Source organism: Nocardioides marinquilinus, from assembly GCF_039543705.1.
GTDB lineage: Bacteria > Actinomycetota > Actinomycetes > Propionibacteriales > Nocardioidaceae > Nocardioides > Nocardioides marinquilinus.
Genome location: NZ_BAABKG010000001.1, coordinates 377,505 through 392,724 on the forward strand (window position 1 = coordinate 377,505; position 15,220 = coordinate 392,724).

The 15,220-nt window shown below is 73.7% G+C and carries 16 protein-coding genes and 2 tRNA genes; 10 read left to right on the top strand and 8 right to left on the bottom strand.

Annotated elements, in window-relative coordinates; genetic code table 11:
• Positions 1 to 49 precede the first annotated feature (49 nt).
• A tRNA-Ser gene (locus ABEA04_RS01845) sits at positions 50 to 141 on the top strand.
• Positions 142 to 408: 267 nt separating this feature from the next.
• On the top strand, positions 409 to 672 hold the full coding sequence (locus tag ABEA04_RS01850) for a hypothetical protein (RefSeq protein WP_345453906.1): 264 nt from the start codon (positions 409 to 411) through the stop codon (positions 670 to 672).
• Positions 673 to 1,077: 405 nt separating this feature from the next.
• Here the strand turns inward: ABEA04_RS01850 and ABEA04_RS01855 are convergent, their stop codons facing one another.
• The 3 genes from ABEA04_RS01855 to aztA all read right to left on the bottom strand — a co-directional run bounded on the left by ABEA04_RS01855 (position 1,078) and on the right by aztA (position 4,919).
• Complete coding sequence (locus ABEA04_RS01855) at positions 1,078 to 2,079, bottom strand: LuxR family transcriptional regulator (protein ID WP_345453909.1); 1,002 nt, start codon at positions 2,077 to 2,079, stop codon at positions 1,078 to 1,080.
• A 58-nt stretch (positions 2,080 to 2,137) separates the two neighbouring features.
• Positions 2,138 to 3,976: a phosphoenolpyruvate carboxykinase (GTP) gene (locus ABEA04_RS01860; protein WP_345453912.1), complete on the bottom strand. Its 1,839-nt coding sequence runs from the start codon at positions 3,974 to 3,976 to the stop codon at positions 2,138 to 2,140.
• 190 nt (positions 3,977 to 4,166) lie between these two features.
• On the bottom strand, positions 4,167 to 4,919 hold the full coding sequence (aztA, locus tag ABEA04_RS01865; protein ID WP_345453915.1) for a zinc ABC transporter ATP-binding protein AztA: 753 nt from the start codon (positions 4,917 to 4,919) through the stop codon (positions 4,167 to 4,169).
• A gap of 63 nt (positions 4,920 to 4,982) precedes the next feature.
• On the opposite strand from aztA, the gene aztB reads away from it, so the two are divergent.
• The 5 genes from aztB (at position 4,983) to ABEA04_RS01890 (ending at position 9,439) form a co-directional block, all read left to right on the top strand.
• A complete protein-coding gene (gene aztB, locus ABEA04_RS01870) occupies positions 4,983 to 5,846 on the top strand; it encodes a zinc ABC transporter permease AztB (RefSeq protein ID WP_345453918.1) in 864 nt (287 codons plus the stop codon).
• 23 nt (positions 5,847 to 5,869) lie between these two features.
• Positions 5,870 to 7,117 (top strand): ABC transporter, encoded by a 1,248-nt coding sequence (locus ABEA04_RS01875; RefSeq protein WP_345453921.1) that lies wholly within the window; start codon positions 5,870 to 5,872, stop codon positions 7,115 to 7,117.
• Positions 7,114 to 8,028: a zinc ABC transporter substrate-binding protein AztC gene (aztC, locus tag ABEA04_RS01880; protein ID WP_345453924.1), complete on the top strand. Its 915-nt coding sequence runs from the start codon at positions 7,114 to 7,116 to the stop codon at positions 8,026 to 8,028. Before ABEA04_RS01875 ends, aztC begins: the two co-directional genes overlap by 4 nt.
• Positions 8,029 to 8,077: 49 nt before the next feature.
• Positions 8,078 to 9,283: a zinc metallochaperone AztD gene (gene aztD / locus ABEA04_RS01885; RefSeq protein WP_345453927.1), complete on the top strand. Its 1,206-nt coding sequence runs from the start codon at positions 8,078 to 8,080 to the stop codon at positions 9,281 to 9,283.
• 83 nt (positions 9,284 to 9,366) lie between these two features.
• Positions 9,367 to 9,439: transfer RNA gene (locus tag ABEA04_RS01890), tRNA-Arg, on the top strand.
• A gap of 116 nt (positions 9,440 to 9,555) precedes the next feature.
• Here the strand turns inward: ABEA04_RS01890 and ABEA04_RS01895 are convergent.
• Positions 9,556 to 10,428, bottom strand: coding sequence for an alpha/beta fold hydrolase (locus ABEA04_RS01895; RefSeq protein WP_345453930.1), 873 nt, complete (start codon positions 10,426 to 10,428; stop codon positions 9,556 to 9,558).
• 86 nt (positions 10,429 to 10,514) lie between these two features.
• Here ABEA04_RS01895 and ABEA04_RS01900 point away from each other — a divergent pair, with 86 nt between their 5' ends.
• Positions 10,515 to 10,979: a MarR family winged helix-turn-helix transcriptional regulator gene (locus tag ABEA04_RS01900; RefSeq protein WP_345453933.1), complete on the top strand. Its 465-nt coding sequence runs from the start codon at positions 10,515 to 10,517 to the stop codon at positions 10,977 to 10,979.
• 74 nt (positions 10,980 to 11,053) lie between these two features.
• Here the strand turns inward: ABEA04_RS01900 and ABEA04_RS01905 are convergent, their stop codons facing one another.
• The 3 genes from ABEA04_RS01905 to ABEA04_RS01915 form a co-directional block, all read right to left on the bottom strand.
• Entirely contained in the window at positions 11,054 to 11,413 is a 360-nt protein-coding gene (locus ABEA04_RS01905; RefSeq protein WP_345455608.1) for a nuclear transport factor 2 family protein, read from the bottom strand.
• Between the two features lie 70 nt (positions 11,414 to 11,483).
• On the bottom strand, positions 11,484 to 11,939 hold the full coding sequence (locus tag ABEA04_RS01910; protein ID WP_345455640.1) for a hypothetical protein: 456 nt from the start codon (positions 11,937 to 11,939) through the stop codon (positions 11,484 to 11,486).
• A gap of 41 nt (positions 11,940 to 11,980) precedes the next feature.
• Positions 11,981 to 12,559 carry a TetR/AcrR family transcriptional regulator gene (locus ABEA04_RS01915; RefSeq protein ID WP_345453936.1) on the bottom strand — a complete coding sequence of 193 codons (579 nt, stop codon included), beginning with the start codon at positions 12,557 to 12,559 and terminating at the stop codon, positions 11,981 to 11,983.
• An 86-nt stretch (positions 12,560 to 12,645) separates the two neighbouring features.
• On the opposite strand from ABEA04_RS01915, the gene ABEA04_RS01920 reads away from it, so the two are divergent.
• Positions 12,646 to 13,362: an SDR family oxidoreductase gene (locus tag ABEA04_RS01920; protein WP_345453939.1), complete on the top strand. Its 717-nt coding sequence runs from the start codon at positions 12,646 to 12,648 to the stop codon at positions 13,360 to 13,362.
• Between the two features lie 3 nt (positions 13,363 to 13,365).
• On the opposite strand, the gene ABEA04_RS01925 is transcribed toward ABEA04_RS01920, so the two are convergent.
• Positions 13,366 to 14,274, bottom strand: coding sequence for a LysR family transcriptional regulator (locus ABEA04_RS01925; protein ID WP_345453942.1), 909 nt, complete (start codon positions 14,272 to 14,274; stop codon positions 13,366 to 13,368).
• A gap of 93 nt (positions 14,275 to 14,367) precedes the next feature.
• Here ABEA04_RS01925 and ABEA04_RS01930 point away from each other — a divergent pair, with 93 nt between their 5' ends.
• On the top strand, positions 14,368 to 15,195 hold the full coding sequence (locus tag ABEA04_RS01930; RefSeq protein WP_345453945.1) for an SDR family oxidoreductase: 828 nt from the start codon (positions 14,368 to 14,370) through the stop codon (positions 15,193 to 15,195).
• Positions 15,196 to 15,220 lie beyond the last annotated feature (25 nt).

The window sequence follows — 15,220 nt, forward strand, 5'->3', positions numbered from 1 at the left end:
CGCATCTGATTGGCCGCGCCCGCCACGGGCCTTGTACGGTACGCAGCGAGGAGGCGTCGCCTAGTCCGGTCTATGGCGCCCGCCTGCTAAGCGGGTTGAGGAGTGATCCTCCTCTCGCGGGTTCAAATCCCGCCGCCTCCGCGTTCGACAGGTCCGGTGCTCGCCCCCGTGGCGGGCACCGGATCCTGCGTCTGCGGGGTGGTCGGGCCGCCGGCAGCCACCCGGTCGGCCCCTGGCGGGTCGCAGGCCCACCCGTTAGGGTGTGAGGCAGCCGAGTACTGCAATCTGGTGCAGGTCATCGCGATTGCACGAACCTGCAGCGGGAATCGTCTGACAGGACCCGGCCCCGGCTCGACAATGCTCACGACGGGTCATTCCGTGGACCCGAGACGAGAAGGTGCTCATCCCATGACGTTCGTTCGCAAGGCCGGCCTGGCCACCGCTGCGGCCGCGCTCGGCGCCTCCCTGGCCGGCATGTCCACCCCCGCCTTCGCCGGTGACTCCGGCTGGGGCTGCGGCGGTCCCTGCGCCACCGAGGCCCCCGAGCCGCCGTCCGACGACTCCGGCGACACCGAGACCGACAACACCGCCGGCTTGGCGGCGTCCCGCACGAGCGGTGCGGTCTCCTACCGCTTCGCCGACTCCGGCTGGGGCTGCGGCGGTCAGTGCTGACCGCCTGACCCCTCAGAACCCCCGAACCACGATCGAGCGACCCGCACCGCGGGTCGCTCGGTCGTTGCTTGCCACCGACGTCGTCCGCGGGCCTACACGGTGGTCGAGGTGCGAGGCCGGCCACGGCCGAGCCTCGAGACCCCGCATCGTCAACGCGAACGCAGCCCACGGACCCTGAGCCTGTCGAAGGGCACCCGACGCGAACGTCCCCACGGACGGCCGGAGGTCTCGAGGCTCGTCGCCAGGGCTCCTCGCACCTCGACCATCGTGGGATGACGGTGGTCGAGGTGCGAGGCCGGCCACGGCCGAGCCTCGAGACCCCGCATCGTCAACGCGAACGCACCGGCACGGACCCTGAGCCTGTCGAAGGGCACCCGACGCGAACGTCCCCACGGACGCCCGCTCTCAGTCGTCCTCGACGGCCTCCTGGCCGGTCACGCCGGCCCGTCCCATCGCGTAGCCGAGCTGGAAGCGCGTCTCGGCGTCGTACTCGCTCTTGAGGTCGGCCACGTAGCCGGCGTAGGTGCGCGGGCTGACGCCGAGCCGCTTGGCGCTCACCGGGTCGGAGTGGCCCTCCACGAGCATCCGGATCGTCATCGCCCGCTGCTCGCCGGCGATGTTGCGCAGCGTGGTCGACTCGCGGTTCACGAACGGCCGCGCCCGCTCGAAGGAGCGGTCGAAGACGTCGGCGAGGAACGCCACCACCGACGGCTCGCGCACCACCACGGCGCTCTTGTAGTCGTCGCTGGCCGGGATGACGGCCACCCGCCGGTCGATGACGATCATCCGGTGGAAGAACTCGTCGAGGGTGCGCACCTCGGCACCGCGGGCGGTGACCGCCGAGACGTACTTCATCGTCACGGTGCTGCGCCGCGCGCTGTGCTGGTAGAGCGTGCGCTGGGCGACGCCCCGCTCGAGCATCGCGATGTCGCGCAGGGCCGCCGCGGCGATGGACGGCGCGTCGCGCCCCGACTGCGGCTGCGCGGTGAGCATCTCCTCCTCCGCCTCGGCCACCAGGCCGTCGAGGAACGGCCCGATCGCACCGAGGTGCAGGTAGGTGAACGGCCCGCGGGCCTCCGACATCGGTGAGCGGCGCCACGACTGGCTGAGCGAGCCGAAGACCCGCGCCCAGTGCGTCGACTCCTCCAGCAGCTGGGTCGCCTGCTGGCTCAGCGGCGAGACCACGCGCGACTGCACGGTGCTGGGGTCCTCCGGCATCCAGGTGCCGCTGACGGCGTCCAGCTGCACCAGCCCGAGGTCGACGAGCAGGTCGAACGCCGGGCGCTCGGGGGCGTCGTCCGCCAGCCGCGGGTCGTCGGTGGCGATGCCCTCGGCTGCCAGGACGGCGTCGTAGAGGTCGGCGGCCTGGGACTCGAAGAGCGCGCGCTCGTCGGGGCCGTGGGTCACGTCGCCCACGGTAGCCACCGTGGGCGACGTGCGAGGCCCAGTTGGTCGGTTGCCGTGCTCAGCGGCCCTCGGCGGCGTCGTCCAGGCGCGCCTTGAGGGTGTCGAGCTCGGTCCAGAGGACGGCGGGCAGGTCGTCGCCGAACTTCTCGAACCACTCCTGGATCTGCGGCACCTCGGCGCGCCACTCGTCGGGGTCGACGGCGAGCGCGCGGGCGAGGTCGTCGTCGGTGAGGTCGAGGCCGTCGACGTCGAGCGAGCCCGGGGCCGGCACGTGGCCGATCGGGGTCTCCTCGGCGGCGGCGGTGCCCTCGATGCGCTCGACGACCCACTTCAGCACGCGGCTGTTCTCGCCGAAGCCGGGCCACAGGAACCCGCCCTCGTCGTCGCGGCGGAACCAGTTGACGTAGAAGATGCGCGGCAGCTTGGCGGCGTCGTTCTGCTTGCCGACGTCGATCCAGTGGCCGAGGTAGTCGCCGGCGTTGTAGCCGATGAAGGGCAGCATCGCCATCGGGTCGCGGCGCACGACGCCGACCGCACCGGTGGCCGCGGCGGTGGTCTCGCTCGACAGCGTGGCGCCGAGGAAGGTGCCGTGGGCCCAGTCGCGCGCCTCGAAGACCAGCGGGACGGTGGTCTTGCGGCGCCCGCCGAACAGGATGGCGTCGATCGGGACGCCGCGCGGGTCGTCGTACTCGGGCGCGAGGATGTCGCACTGCTTGATCGGGGTGCAGTAGCGGCTGTTGGGGTGGCTGGAGGGGAAGTCGGACTCCGGCGTCCACTCCTCGCCCTTCCACGACGTCGCGCGGGCCGGCGGGTTCTCCAGGCCCTCCCACCACACGTCGCCGTCCTCGGTGAGCGCGACGTTGGTGAAGACCGAGTTGCCCTTGTCGATGGTGCGCATCGCGTGGGGGTTGGTGTGGCGGTTGGTGCCCGGGGCGACGCCGAAGAAGCCGAACTCGGGGTTGACCGCCCACAGCCGGCCGTCGTCGCCGATGCGCATCCAGGCGATGTCGTCGCCGAGCGTCTCGACCTTCCAGCCGGGGATGGTGGGCTCGAGCATCGCGAGGTTGGTCTTGCCGCAGGCGCTCGGGAAGGCGGCGGCGACGTACTTCACGCTGCCCTGCGGGCTGGTGAGCTTGAGGATGAGCATGTGCTCGGCGAGCCAGCCCTCGTCGCGGGCCATGGCCGAGGCGATGCGCAGCGCGTAGCACTTCTTGCCGAGCAGGGCGTTGCCGCCGTAGCCGGAGCCGTAGGACCAGATCGCGCGCTCCTCGGGGAACTGCACGATGTACTTGGTGTCGTTGCACGGCCAGGCGACGTCGTCCTGGCCGGCCTCGAGCGGGTGGCCGACGGAGTGGACGGCGTGCACGAACTCGGCGCCGGTCTCCTCCATGCGGCGCAGCACGTCGGTGCCCATGCGGGCCATGACGCGCATGGACGCCGTCACGTAGGCCGAGTCGGTGACCTCGACCCCGAACATCGGCTTCTCGGCGTCGAGGTGGCCCATGACGAACGGGATGACGTACATCGTGCGGCCGCGCATCGAGCCGGCGTACAGGCCGCGCATGATGTCCTTCATCTCGCGCGGGTCCATCCAGTTGTTGGTGGGTCCGGCGTCGCGCTCGGCGACCGAGCAGATGTAGGTGCGGTCCTCGACCCGGGCGACGTCGGTGGGGTCGGACGCCGCGTGGAAGCTGTTGGGCTTCAGCGCGGGGTCGAGGCGGGTGAAGGTGCCCGTGGCGACCAGCGCGTCGGTGATCTCGCCCCACTCCTCGTCCGAGCCGGTGCACCAGTGCACGCGGTCGGGCTGGGTGAGGGCGGCGACCTCGGCGACGAAGTCGAGCACGCCCTGGTGGGTCGTGGGGGAGCTGCTGGTCGCGCGATCCTGGGTAGCGGTCATCGGTGTCCTCCTCGCGGTGGGGCCGCGTTGCGGCCTCCTGCGGTGGCTCGCCCGACGTCGTTGCCGGCGACTGATTTCGCGAGGCTAGCCACCCCGATCGGGCTTCTGAATTGGATCGTGCCAAGGGTCGTGGCCCAGATCACAGAGCCCTCGTTTCAGGCCGCTTTTGCCGTCTGACCAGGCAAAACTCTCATCCGGTGCGCGAGATTTCTGCTGGGCGGCCGACGTTGTGCCGACCCGCGTCCGTCGAGCCGGTCGAGGGGTCGTCCGCCGGGGCTCCTTGCCGAGCGGGTGGGGTGGGTGCGTCGACGAGGCGGCCCTCACTCAGCTCGACCCGGTGGTCGGCGAGCGCGACGACGGCCGGGTCGTGGCTGACGCCGACGACGGTGATGCCGCGGGCGACCTGGGCGACCACGGCGTCGCGGATGCGCTCGGACGTGGCGGCGTCCAGGCCGGTGGTGGGCTCGTCGAGCAGCAGCAGGTCGGCGCCGCGGGCGAGGCCCTGGGCGAGGAGCGTGCGCTGCCGCTCGCCACCGGAGAGCTCGCCGAAGGGACGACGGGCCAGCGGCCCCAGGCCGAGCAGGTCGAGGGCCTCGGCCACGCGGCGTCGTCTGTCGCGTCCGACGGGCCGCCAGAGGCCGGCCTCGCCCCACGCGCCGACCGTGACCACCTCGCGCACGGTGACCGGCAGCCGGTCCGACGTCGCGGCGCGCTGCGGCACGAAGGCGACCCGGTCGACGTCACGACGCACCCGGCCGGCCGTCACCGGCCGCGTGCCGGCGATCACCTCCAACAGCGTCGACTTGCCGGCGCCGTTCGGTCCGGTGAGCACGGTCAGACGCCCGGCGGGCACGGCGAGGTCGACGCCGACCAGCGCGGGGTGGCCGTCGAGGACGACGTCCACCCGCTCGAGCAGGGCGGCGGGCTGGTGGGAGGTGGTCACCCCGGCACGCTACCGCCCTACTCGTGTTGAGAATCATTCGCAGTAACGCTAGCGTCCCGGATCGTGTCCTGGCTCGCCGAACCCTTCGCCCTCGACCTCGTGCAGCGCGCCGCGCTGGGCGGCGGCCTGGTCGCCGTGCTGTGCGGCGTGGTCGGCACGTGGGTCGTGGTGCGCGGCATGGCCTTCCTGGGCGAGGCCCTGGCGCACGGGATGCTCCCCGGCGTCGCGGTCGCGACGATCGCGGGCCTGCCGGTGCTGCTCGGCGCGGCGGCGAGCGCGGGCGCCATGAGCGTCGTCCTCGGTCTGCTGCAGCGGCGCGGCCGGCTGTCCTACGACACCAGCATCGGCCTGCTGTTCGTCGGCATGCTCGCGCTCGGCGTCGTGGTGATCTCGCACTCGGGCACCTTCGCCACCGACGCCACCGCGGTGCTGTTCGGCGACGTCCTGGCCATCTCGGACGACGACCTCGTCGTGCTGGCCGTGGCGACGGTGGTCGGGCTGGTGCTGGCGGCGGTCGCGCACCGCCCGCTGGTCGCGCTGGCCCTCGACGCGCGGGTGGCCGCCGTCCTCGGGCTGCGGCCCACGCTCGCGCAGGGGCTGCTGGTCGGTCTGGTGACGCTCGCGGTGGTCGTCTCGTACCAGGCGGTCGGCTCGCTGCTCGTCGTCGGGCTGCTGCTGGCGCCCGCCGTGGCCGCCTCGCACTGGACCCGCCGCATCCCCACGACGATGGCGCTCGCCGCCGTGATCGGCGTGGTCGCGGTGCTCGGCGGCCTCCTGCTGAGCTGGTACGGCGCCACCGCGGCCGGCTCCTCGATCGCCCTCGTCGCCATCGCCCTCGCCGTCGTGTCGTGGCTGCTGCGCAGTGCCGTCCGGCCGCGGCGGACGACGCCGCGCCGGCCCGAGCACGCCGGCCAGCCCGCCGTCTGACCCCGATCCGTCTGGAGACCCCCGTGCCCACCCGTCTCGCGGCCGTGCCCGCCCTCGCCCTCGCCACGTCGCTCGCCGTCGCCGGCTGCGGCGCCGACGAGCCGCCCGCCTCGAGCGCGCCGCCCGACGGGCCCGCCGCGTCGGCGTCCGACGACCACGGCGAGGTCGCCGGTGCGGTCGAGGTCGACGAGCCACCCCTCGGGCTGACGACGATCGACCGGGCCGGCGTCGTCCGGCACCTCGACCTGCTCGACGAGACCGCCACCGACCTGGCCGACCTCGGTCGCGCGCGGGCCGTGCACACCGACGGTCGCTTCGTGTTCGCGCAGACCCCGCGCGGCGTCGAGGTCGTCGACAGCGGCGTGTGGACCTGGGACCACGTCGACCACTTCCACTACTACCGCGCCGAGCCGCGCCAGGTCGGCCGCGTCGTCGGCCGCGGCCCGGTGACGGTCGCGACCACGTCGTCGTCCACCAGCGGCGGCAGCGGGCTGTTCTTCGGCTCGGGCGAGGCGGTGATGCTCGACACCGGGGCGCTGGCCGACGGCGAGGTGGTCGAGCGCTACCGGCTCGACGTCGCGCCGCACGACGGCATGCTCGTGCCGGTCGGGGACGCCGCGCTGCTGACCGAGCCGGGCCCCACGGGCCGGGCCGCGCGGGTCGTCGTCCTCGACGCCGAGGGCCGGCCGACGGGCGAGGAGCACCCGTGCCGCCACGCCGCGAGCACCGTCACCACCCGGGTCGGGGCGGTCGTCGGGTGTGCGGACGGCGCGCTGCTGGCCACGGTGGAGGACGACGTGCTGCAGGTGCGGCGCATCGACCTGCCGCCCCGCGCCGACGCCCCCGCGCCGACGTCCTTCGCCGGCCGTGACGGCCGCCCGACCGTCGCCGGGCTCGCGGACGCCGGCCGCGTCTGGCTGCTCGACACCCGCGAGGAGTCGTGGCGGCTGCTCGACGCGCCGGTGCCGCTGGCGCAGGTGACCGCGGTCGACGACGACGACGAGCACGTGGTCGGCCTGACCACCGACGGCCGCGTCGCGGTGATCGACGGCGGGAGCGGCGACCTGCTCGCCACCACCGGCCCGCTCGCGGGCCGCTCGCTGCGCGACGGCGTCGGCGTCCCGACCCTGGTCGTCGACCAGCAGCGCGCCTACCTCAGCGCCCCGGCCGAGCGCCGCCTGCACGAGATCGACTTCGCCGACGACGCCCGGGTCGCCCGCACCTTCCGGACGCCGACCCCGCCGCTGCTGCTCGCCGGGACCGGCCGGTGAGCGCCCTGCGGCGCGGGGTCGCGCTCGTGGTGCTGGCGGTCGGCGCGCTGACCGGCGCTGGCTGCGCGGCCGACGACGACGGCCGGCCGCTCGTGGTCGTCTCGACCAACATCCTGGGCGACGTCGTCGAGCAGGTCGTCGGCGACGAGGCCGAGGTCGTCGTCCTGATGCGGCCCAACGCCGACCCGCACTCCTTCGAGATCTCGGCGCGGGAGGCCGGACGGATGCAGGGCGCCGACCTGGTCGTCTCGAACGGCCTGGGCCTCGAGGAGGGGCTCCAGCAGCACCTCGACGCCGCGGCCGACGAGGGCGTGCCGACCTTCGTGGCGGGCGAGGTGATCGAGGTGCTCGACTACGCCGAGGGCGATGCCGCCGGCACCCCCGACCCGCACTTCTGGACCGACCCCGCCCGCATGGTCGACGTCGTCGAGGGCCTCGAGGCCGCGCTCGTCGAGCTGGACGGCGTCGACGCCGACGCTGTCCGCGCGCAGGCCGAGGCCTACCTCGGGCGGGTGCGCGAGCTCGACGCCGAGCTGACCCGCACCTTCGAGGCCATCCCCGCCGAGCGGCGCGCGCTGGTGACCAACCACCACGTCTTCGGCTACCTGGCGCAGCGCTACGACTTCGAGGTCGTGGGCGCCGTCATCCCCGGCGGCACCACGCTCGCCGCACCCAGCGCCTCCGACCTCGCCGACCTGGTCACCGCGATCGAGACCACCGGCGTCGGCGCGGTCTTCGCCGAGTCGTCGTCGCCCGACCGGCTGGTGCGGGCGCTGGCCGAGGAGGCCGACGTCGAGGTCGACGTCCTGCCGCTGTTCACCGAGTCGCTCACCGAGCCCGGTGGCGGCGCGGAGGACTACCTGACGCTGATGCGCGTCAACGCCGAGCGCATCGCCGCCGGTCTCGCCTGACAAGGCCGACGGGCACCACCCACCGATGAACGACGAGAGGGAACGAACGATGCGCTCCAACCAGATCCGGGGGGCCGCCCTGGTGGCACTGGCCCCCGCCGTGCTGCTCGGCCTGGCCGCCTGCTCCTCGGGCGAGGACGACGAGGCGGGCGGCGACGACGCCAGCCGCGCGGCGTCGTCCACGACCGGACCGCGCCTGGCGGTCTCGTACGAGGGCGGGGTGATGGTGCTCGACGGGCAGAGCCTCGACGTCGTCGCCGACCTGGACTCCGAGGAGTTCACCCGCCTCAACCCGGCCGGCGACGGCCGCCACGTGATGGTCACGGTGGCTGACGGCTTCCAGCTGCTCGACACCGGCGCCGGCACCGACGGCGGCGACGCCGTGCTCACCGACACCGTCTTCGAGGCCGACACCCCCGGCCACGTCGTCACCCACGCCGGTCGCACCGTGCTCTACGCCGACGGCACCAGCGACACCACGATCCTCGAGAGCGCCGACCTGGCCGAGGGCGACGACGCACCCACCGAGACCGTCGAGGGCACCGAGGCCCACCACGGCGTCTCGATCGTGCTCGAGGACGGCACCTTCCTCACCACGGTCGGCGACGACGAGAGCCGCAGCGGCGCGGTGGCCCTCGACGCCGACGGCGCGACCGTCGCCGAGAGCGACGAGTGCCCCGACATCCACGGCGAGGGCACCGCCGCCGACGAGGCGGTCGTCTTCGGCTGCGAGGACGGCGCCCTGCTCTACCGCGACGGCGAGTTCACCAAGCTCGACGCGCCCGACCCCTACGGCCGCATGGGCAACGCGTGGGTCAGCGAGACCAGCCCGCTCGTCGTCGGCGACTACAAGACCGACCCGGACGCCGAGGGCTACCTGCTCGAGGCCGTCACCGTCATCGACACCGACGCGGCCACGCTCGACGTCGTCCCGCTGCCCGACGGCGTGGAGTACACCTTCCGCGACGTCGCCCGGGGCCCGGGCGACCTCGCCTACGTGCTCGCCACCGACGGCTCGCTCCACGTGCTCGACCCCGAGACGCGTGAGCTCGTCGACGCCTACCCGGTCATCGAGCCGTGGGAGGGCCCCGCGGAGTGGCAGGACCCCCACCCCACCCTGCGCGTGCACGGTGACGTCGCCTACGTCACCGAGCCCGCCGCGGACGCCGTCCACGCCGTCGACCTGACCACCGGCGAGGTGCTCACCACCGCCACCCTCGACGCCACCCCGAACGAGATCGCCGTCGCCGGCTGATCCGGCCCGTGCCGGGCGGCCCGGCTACGGATTGGTGAGGCCCCCACGGGGTCGGCTATCCTCGCCGGGTCGCCCAGCGACGAGCGCCTGTAGCTCAACGGATAGAGCATCTGACTACGGATCAGAAGGTTTGGGGTTCGAATCCCTACAGGCGCGCAGAGCAATACGTGCCACACGCGTCCGCTCGTTCGACGCGATCCGACGGCCGTTCGGCCCGAGGCGATGCCACCGTGCGGCGTCCAGCGAGTAGGGCAGGGTCCCAGCCCTCCGACTCACTGCGGCGCGGCCGGACCATCGACCGATCGCAGGAAGTCGAGCACTACGTCGGCCAACGCGGCGGGCGCCTCGAGGGCGACGTGGTGCCCGACGCCGGCCAGCTCGACCGTGGTGACCTCCCCAGCCACGACCTCACCGAGGGTCGCCGCGGTGAAACCGCCGCCGTAGGCACCGACGGCGAGCGCGGGGAGGTCGAGCCGGCGCTGGTCGCGCATGGACCTGAGCTCGTCACCCTCGCGCAGCAGCGAGCGGTAGAGGCCCATGGCGCCGCGCCAACCGCCGGGGCGTGCGTAGCCGCGGGCCATCTCGGCCACGTCGTCGGCGGTGACCGCGTCGGCGACCGTGGTCATGGTCGGGAAGGCCCACTGTCCCAGCAGCTCGCGCTCGTGGCCGGTGAGCAACAGCTCGGCGACGGCGGGCGGAGCGGCCAGCAGCCCGATGTGCCACGACCCGCCGTGGGTGACGTCGGCGAAGCCCTCGAGCCCGAATCCCGCCAGGCCCGCCTCGACGGCGGTCAGGCTGCGGACGTCGTCCGGGTGCGCGTGCGCCAGGCGGTACGCCACGCCGCCGCTGACGTCCTGGCACAGCAGGTGGACCGGTCCCAGGTCGAGGTGCCGGAGGAGCTGATGCAGGTCCTCGGCCGCCGTCGCGCTGTCGTGGTCGGGTCCGGCGACCGCGGAGTCGCCGAAGCCGCGCAGGTCGACGGCGACGACGCGGTGGTGCTCGGCGAGCAGGGGGATCAGCCGGTGGAACGCCCACCAGCTCTCGGGGAAGCCGTGCACGAGCAGCACGGGCGAACCGGACTCGCCGGCGCTCACGTGGTGCAGCTCGGTGGCGGCGAGGCTGGTGTGGTGATGGTTCAGGTGCATGGGCTCTCCTCAGGGTGAACTCGACAATGACATTGTCTATCACGACAATGTTGTTGTCGATCTCGCGGAGCACCTAGGCTGCCGCCATGTCACGCTCGGGAGCTGAGCTGGCCCTGCTGCTGCTGGGTGGGTACCGCCGCCTGGTGGGCGTCGCGATCGAGGAGTTGGCTGTCCGGGGGTACGACGTGACGCCGACCCACGACTACGCGATGCGGGCCATCGACGCGGGCGCGTCGAACGCCTCCGACCTCGGCCGTCGTCTGGCGGTGTCCAAGCAGGCTGCGCTGCGCACGATCACGGTGCTCGTCGAGCGCGGTTGGGTCGAGCGTGCCGACGACCCCGTCGACGGGCGACGCATGGTGCTGCGCGTCAGCGAGGAGGGTCACCGGGTGCTGGCGGTGGGGGAGCAGGTCTTCGACGACCTGCGTGCGCAGTGGGAGCGTCGACTCGGCCGAGACGAGCTGGCGCACCTCGAGGAGCTGCTCGCTCTCCTCGTCGGTGACGACCCGGTGCGCCCCGACGCGCCGGGTTGGATCGCGGGCAGCGTCTGACACGGGGCCTCGGATCCCTGCAGGTGGGCAGGGCCCGTCCGCGAGGCGAAGCCTGGGTCGTTCCCGCTCGCCGGTCAGGGCAGGACGACGTCCAGCCGGCTGATCCGGTCGCCGTCGAGCGTGAAGCGGTAGTCGAGGTCGACCTGGCCGCCGGGGAAGTCGCCGTCGAGGTGGTGGCGCACCACCCAGACCTCGCCGTCCTGCCGGATGTCGGTGATCTCGGTGGTGTAGGTGAACTCGGTGCCGGCCTCGACGACGAAGCGCCGCAGGCCGTCCTCGCCGCGGAACTCCTCGCCGCCGTCGGCGACGTCGACGATGACGGCGTCCTCGGCCAGGAGCGGGAGGGCTCGCTTCTCGTCCCGCGCGGTCTGGGCCTCGAGGAAGGCCCGGATCGTGGCGGGGAGCTGCTGGGTGATGTGGGTGTCGGTGTCCAGGCCCTCGAGCGTGGTCGCTCGCCCACCGGGAGAGGCAAGGGCGGATGTCTCTCCCCGGGAGAGGGCCGGTCTACAGGCCGTACATCGCCTTGAAGGAGCCGCCCAGCTCGATGTCGGGGTCGGTGTTCGGGTCGACCCACGGCACCTGGCTCTTCTTCTGCATGAAGTGGTCCGGCACGGGGGTGACCGGCGCCGGGCGGCTGCCGTCGAGCGCGCCCTGCACGTCCTCGATGAAGCGGCCGAGGGCCTTCTGGTTGGCGCGTCCGTCCATGAGCGCCCTGGACGACCGGTCGTCGGAGCCCACCTGCACGTGCAGGTGGCTGGGTCCGGCGGTCGGCTCCACGTAGACCTGCACGAACTTCGGGTTCGACATCTTCGCCTTCTGACGGACAACCAGCTTGCGACCGCCGTTGTGCACCGCCAGCACCGTGGACGCCTTGTCGTTCTGGACGACGCCCAGGGCGGCCTGGAAGACGTGGTCGGGGGGCAGGTCGAAGGTCACCGTCTGCTGCTTGACGTCGCGCATGGTCGAGACTCCCGTGTCGGCGTGGCTGGTCGCGCGCCAGCCTAGGCAGACGGGTGCTGGGCCGACGGGGCCGGTGACGGCAGGGCCGCGAGGGCGGACGCCGCGATGCCGAGCAGCTCATCGAGGGTGCCGCCGTCGCGGGCGTGGCCCGACATCCCGCGCATGACCGCGACCAGGAACCGGGCGAGGGCGGTGGTGTCGGTGCCGGGCGGCAGGTCGCCGTCGCGCACGCCGCGGTCGAGGCGCTCGACGATGGTGGCCTGGACGGCGTCGCGCTGGGCGGCCAGGCGCGGCTCGGTGAGCAGCATGCAGCCGGGCGGGGTGCCCGGGGCGGCGTGGGCGCGGGCGGTGTCGTCGAGCATGCGGGCGACCGCGTCGCGGGCGCCCGGCAGGGCCATCGCCCGGTCGACGCCCTCGCAGGTGCGCGCGAAGTAGAGCGCCGAGGCCTCCTCGAAGAGCCGGTGCTTGTCGCCGAAGGCGGCGTAGAGGCTGGGCGGTGTGACGCCCATGGCGGCGGTGAGCGAGGCGATCGACGTCTCGTCGTAGCCGTGCCGCCAGAACTGCTCGACCGCCACCGCGAGCGCGGTGTCGCGGTCGAAGCTGCGGGGTCGGCCGGCCATGTGACCGAGCATACCGTAGTGATCGCTACAGAACGTGCTAGCGTCGTCACGTCAATCAATAGTGATCGCTACAGAATGAGGTCGTCATGGAGATCAACGGGGCCGTCGCACTCGTCACGGGAGCCAATCGCGGCATCGGCGCGCAGCTCGTCGAGCAGCTGAAGCGTCGGGGTGCGGCCAAGGTGTACGCCGCCGCGCGCGACATCGGCACGATCCGGGCGGACGGCGTGCACCCGCTCGAGCTCGACGTCACCGACGACGTGCAGGTGCGCGCGGCGGCAGCCGCGGCGGGCGACGTCACGCTGCTGGTCAACAACGCGGGCATCTCGACCGGCACCCCGCTCGTCACCGGCGACGAGGCCGAGATCCGTCGCGAGATGGAGACCAACTTCTTCGGCCCGCTGCGCACCACGCGCGCCTTCGCGCCCGTGCTCGCCGCGAACGGCGGCGGCGCCATCGTCAACCTCGTCTCGGCGCTTTCGTGGTTCGCCACCCCGGGCAGCGGCGCCTACTCGGCCTCGAAGGCCGCGGCGTGGCAGCTCAGCGACAGCACCCGGCTCGAGCTGGCCGGTCAGGGCACGCACGTGGTCGCCGTCCACATGGGTCTGGTCGACACCGACATGGTGCGTGGGTTCGACGCGCCCAAGCTGTCGCCGGCGGTGCTCGCGAACGCCGCCCTGGACGCCGTCGAGTCGGGTGAGCGCGAGGTGCTCGGCGACGACTGGGCGCGGTTCGTCAAGGCCGGGCTGACGCAGGACCCGCGGTCGCGCTACGACGCGATCCTGGGGGCGCTCAGCGCCTGAGCCTCACCCAGGCTCGAGCGTGCCCTCGGCCGCCACCTCGTGCAGCGCCCGCACGAACGCCTCGGCGCCCGGGCTGCGCTCCGGCGCGGTGACCACCACCGTCTCGCGGTCGACCTCGAGCTGCGGGTCGCGGATCGGCACCCAGGTGACGCCGCGCGGCACGATGGCGGCCGACGCGGCCGGCACGAGGGTGACGCCGAGGCCGGCGGCGACCAGGCCGAGGCGCGTCGTCCAGCTGGGCACGCGGAACGCGATGCGCGGCTCGGCGAGGGTCGGCCAGGCCCCGAACTGCGGGCCCTCGCCCGCGCCCGCGACCCACGGCTCGTCGGCGAGGTCGTCGGCCTCGACCTCGCTGCGTCGGGCCAGCGGGTGGGCGTCGGCCACGGCGACGCCGAACCGCCCGCGCGAGAGCGTCTCGGCGCGCAGCGGCGCCAGGTCGTGGGCGGGCAGTCCGGCCCCGCGGGCGACGACGGCCACCTCGATGCGGCCGCGCTGCAGCTGGCGCAGCTGGGCCGGGCTGCCCGCCTCGCGCAGCTCGACGGCGAGGCCCGGGTGCGCCTCGCGCAGCCGGGCGATCGTGCGCGGCACCCAGGTGGCGGCCGCGACCGGGAAGGCGCCGACGACGAGCCGCCCGGCCAGCCGGTCGCGCAGGCCGGCGATCTCGAGCTCGGCCGCGGCCAGCTGGTCGAGCACCCGCCGGGCGTGCCGCGCCAGCACCTGTCCGGCCTCGGTGAGGGCGACGCCGCGCGGACGCCGCTCGAAGACCGGGCTGCCGACCGCCGCCTCGACCGCGCCGACCTGGCGCGAGACCGCCGACTGCGTGTAGCCGAGCTCGTCGGCGGCCGCGGTGAAGGAGCCGCTGCGCGCCACCTCGAGGACGACGTGCAGCCCGGCGAGCGTGAGGTCGGGCACGGCCGCACCCTAGCAACTGCCATGCGCTCAGTGCATGGCTGCTGTGCGTGATCCTCGCTTGTGCGCATGGCTCGACCGGCGGAGGGTGGAGCCATGGACGAGAGCACGAAGACCTGGCTGATCACCGGCGCGTCGCGCGGCATCGGCCGCGAGCTGACCGAGCAGCTGCTGGCCCGCGGGCACCGCGTCGTCGCGACCCTGCGGCGTCCCGAGCAGCTCGACGACCTCGCGGCGCAGCACGGCGACCGGCTGCTGCGGCACCGGCTCGACGTCACCGACACCGGCCGGCTCTCCGAGGTGGTCGACGCCGCCTGGGCCGAGGCCGGTCGCGTCGATGTCGTGGTCTCGAACGCCGGCTTCGGCGTGATGGGGGCCGCCGAGGACCTCACCGACGACCAGGTGCAGCGCTCGATCGACACCAACCTGACCGCGGCGATCCAGCTGGCCCGGCGCGTCGTCCCGCACCTGCGCGAGCAGGGCGGCGGCACGCTCGTGCAGATGTCGAGCATGGGCGGGCACCTGACGTTCCCCGGCTTCGGGATCTACCACGCCACGAAGTGGGGCATCGAGGGCTACCTCGAGGCGCTGGCCGCGGAGGTCGCACCGTTCGGCGTCCGCACGGTCCTGGTCGAGCCCGGCATGGTGCGCACCAGCTTCTACGACGCCGCCGAGCGCGTGGCGCCGAGCGCGCCGTACGTCGGCGGACCGGCCGACACCGCCCCGCCGCCGGTCGAGCAGATGCCGGCCAGCCAGTCGGGCGTCGCCCACGCCACCATCGAGGCCGCGCTGGCCGACGACCCGCCGCTGCGGCTGCTCGTCAACTCCGACGCCTACGAGCTCGTCACCGGCGCCGTGCGCGACCGGCTGGCCGGGTTCGAGACCCGGCGCGAGGCGGCCTACGCCGCCGACGCCGAGGTCTGACCCACCGGCACCCACCCGCACCCAC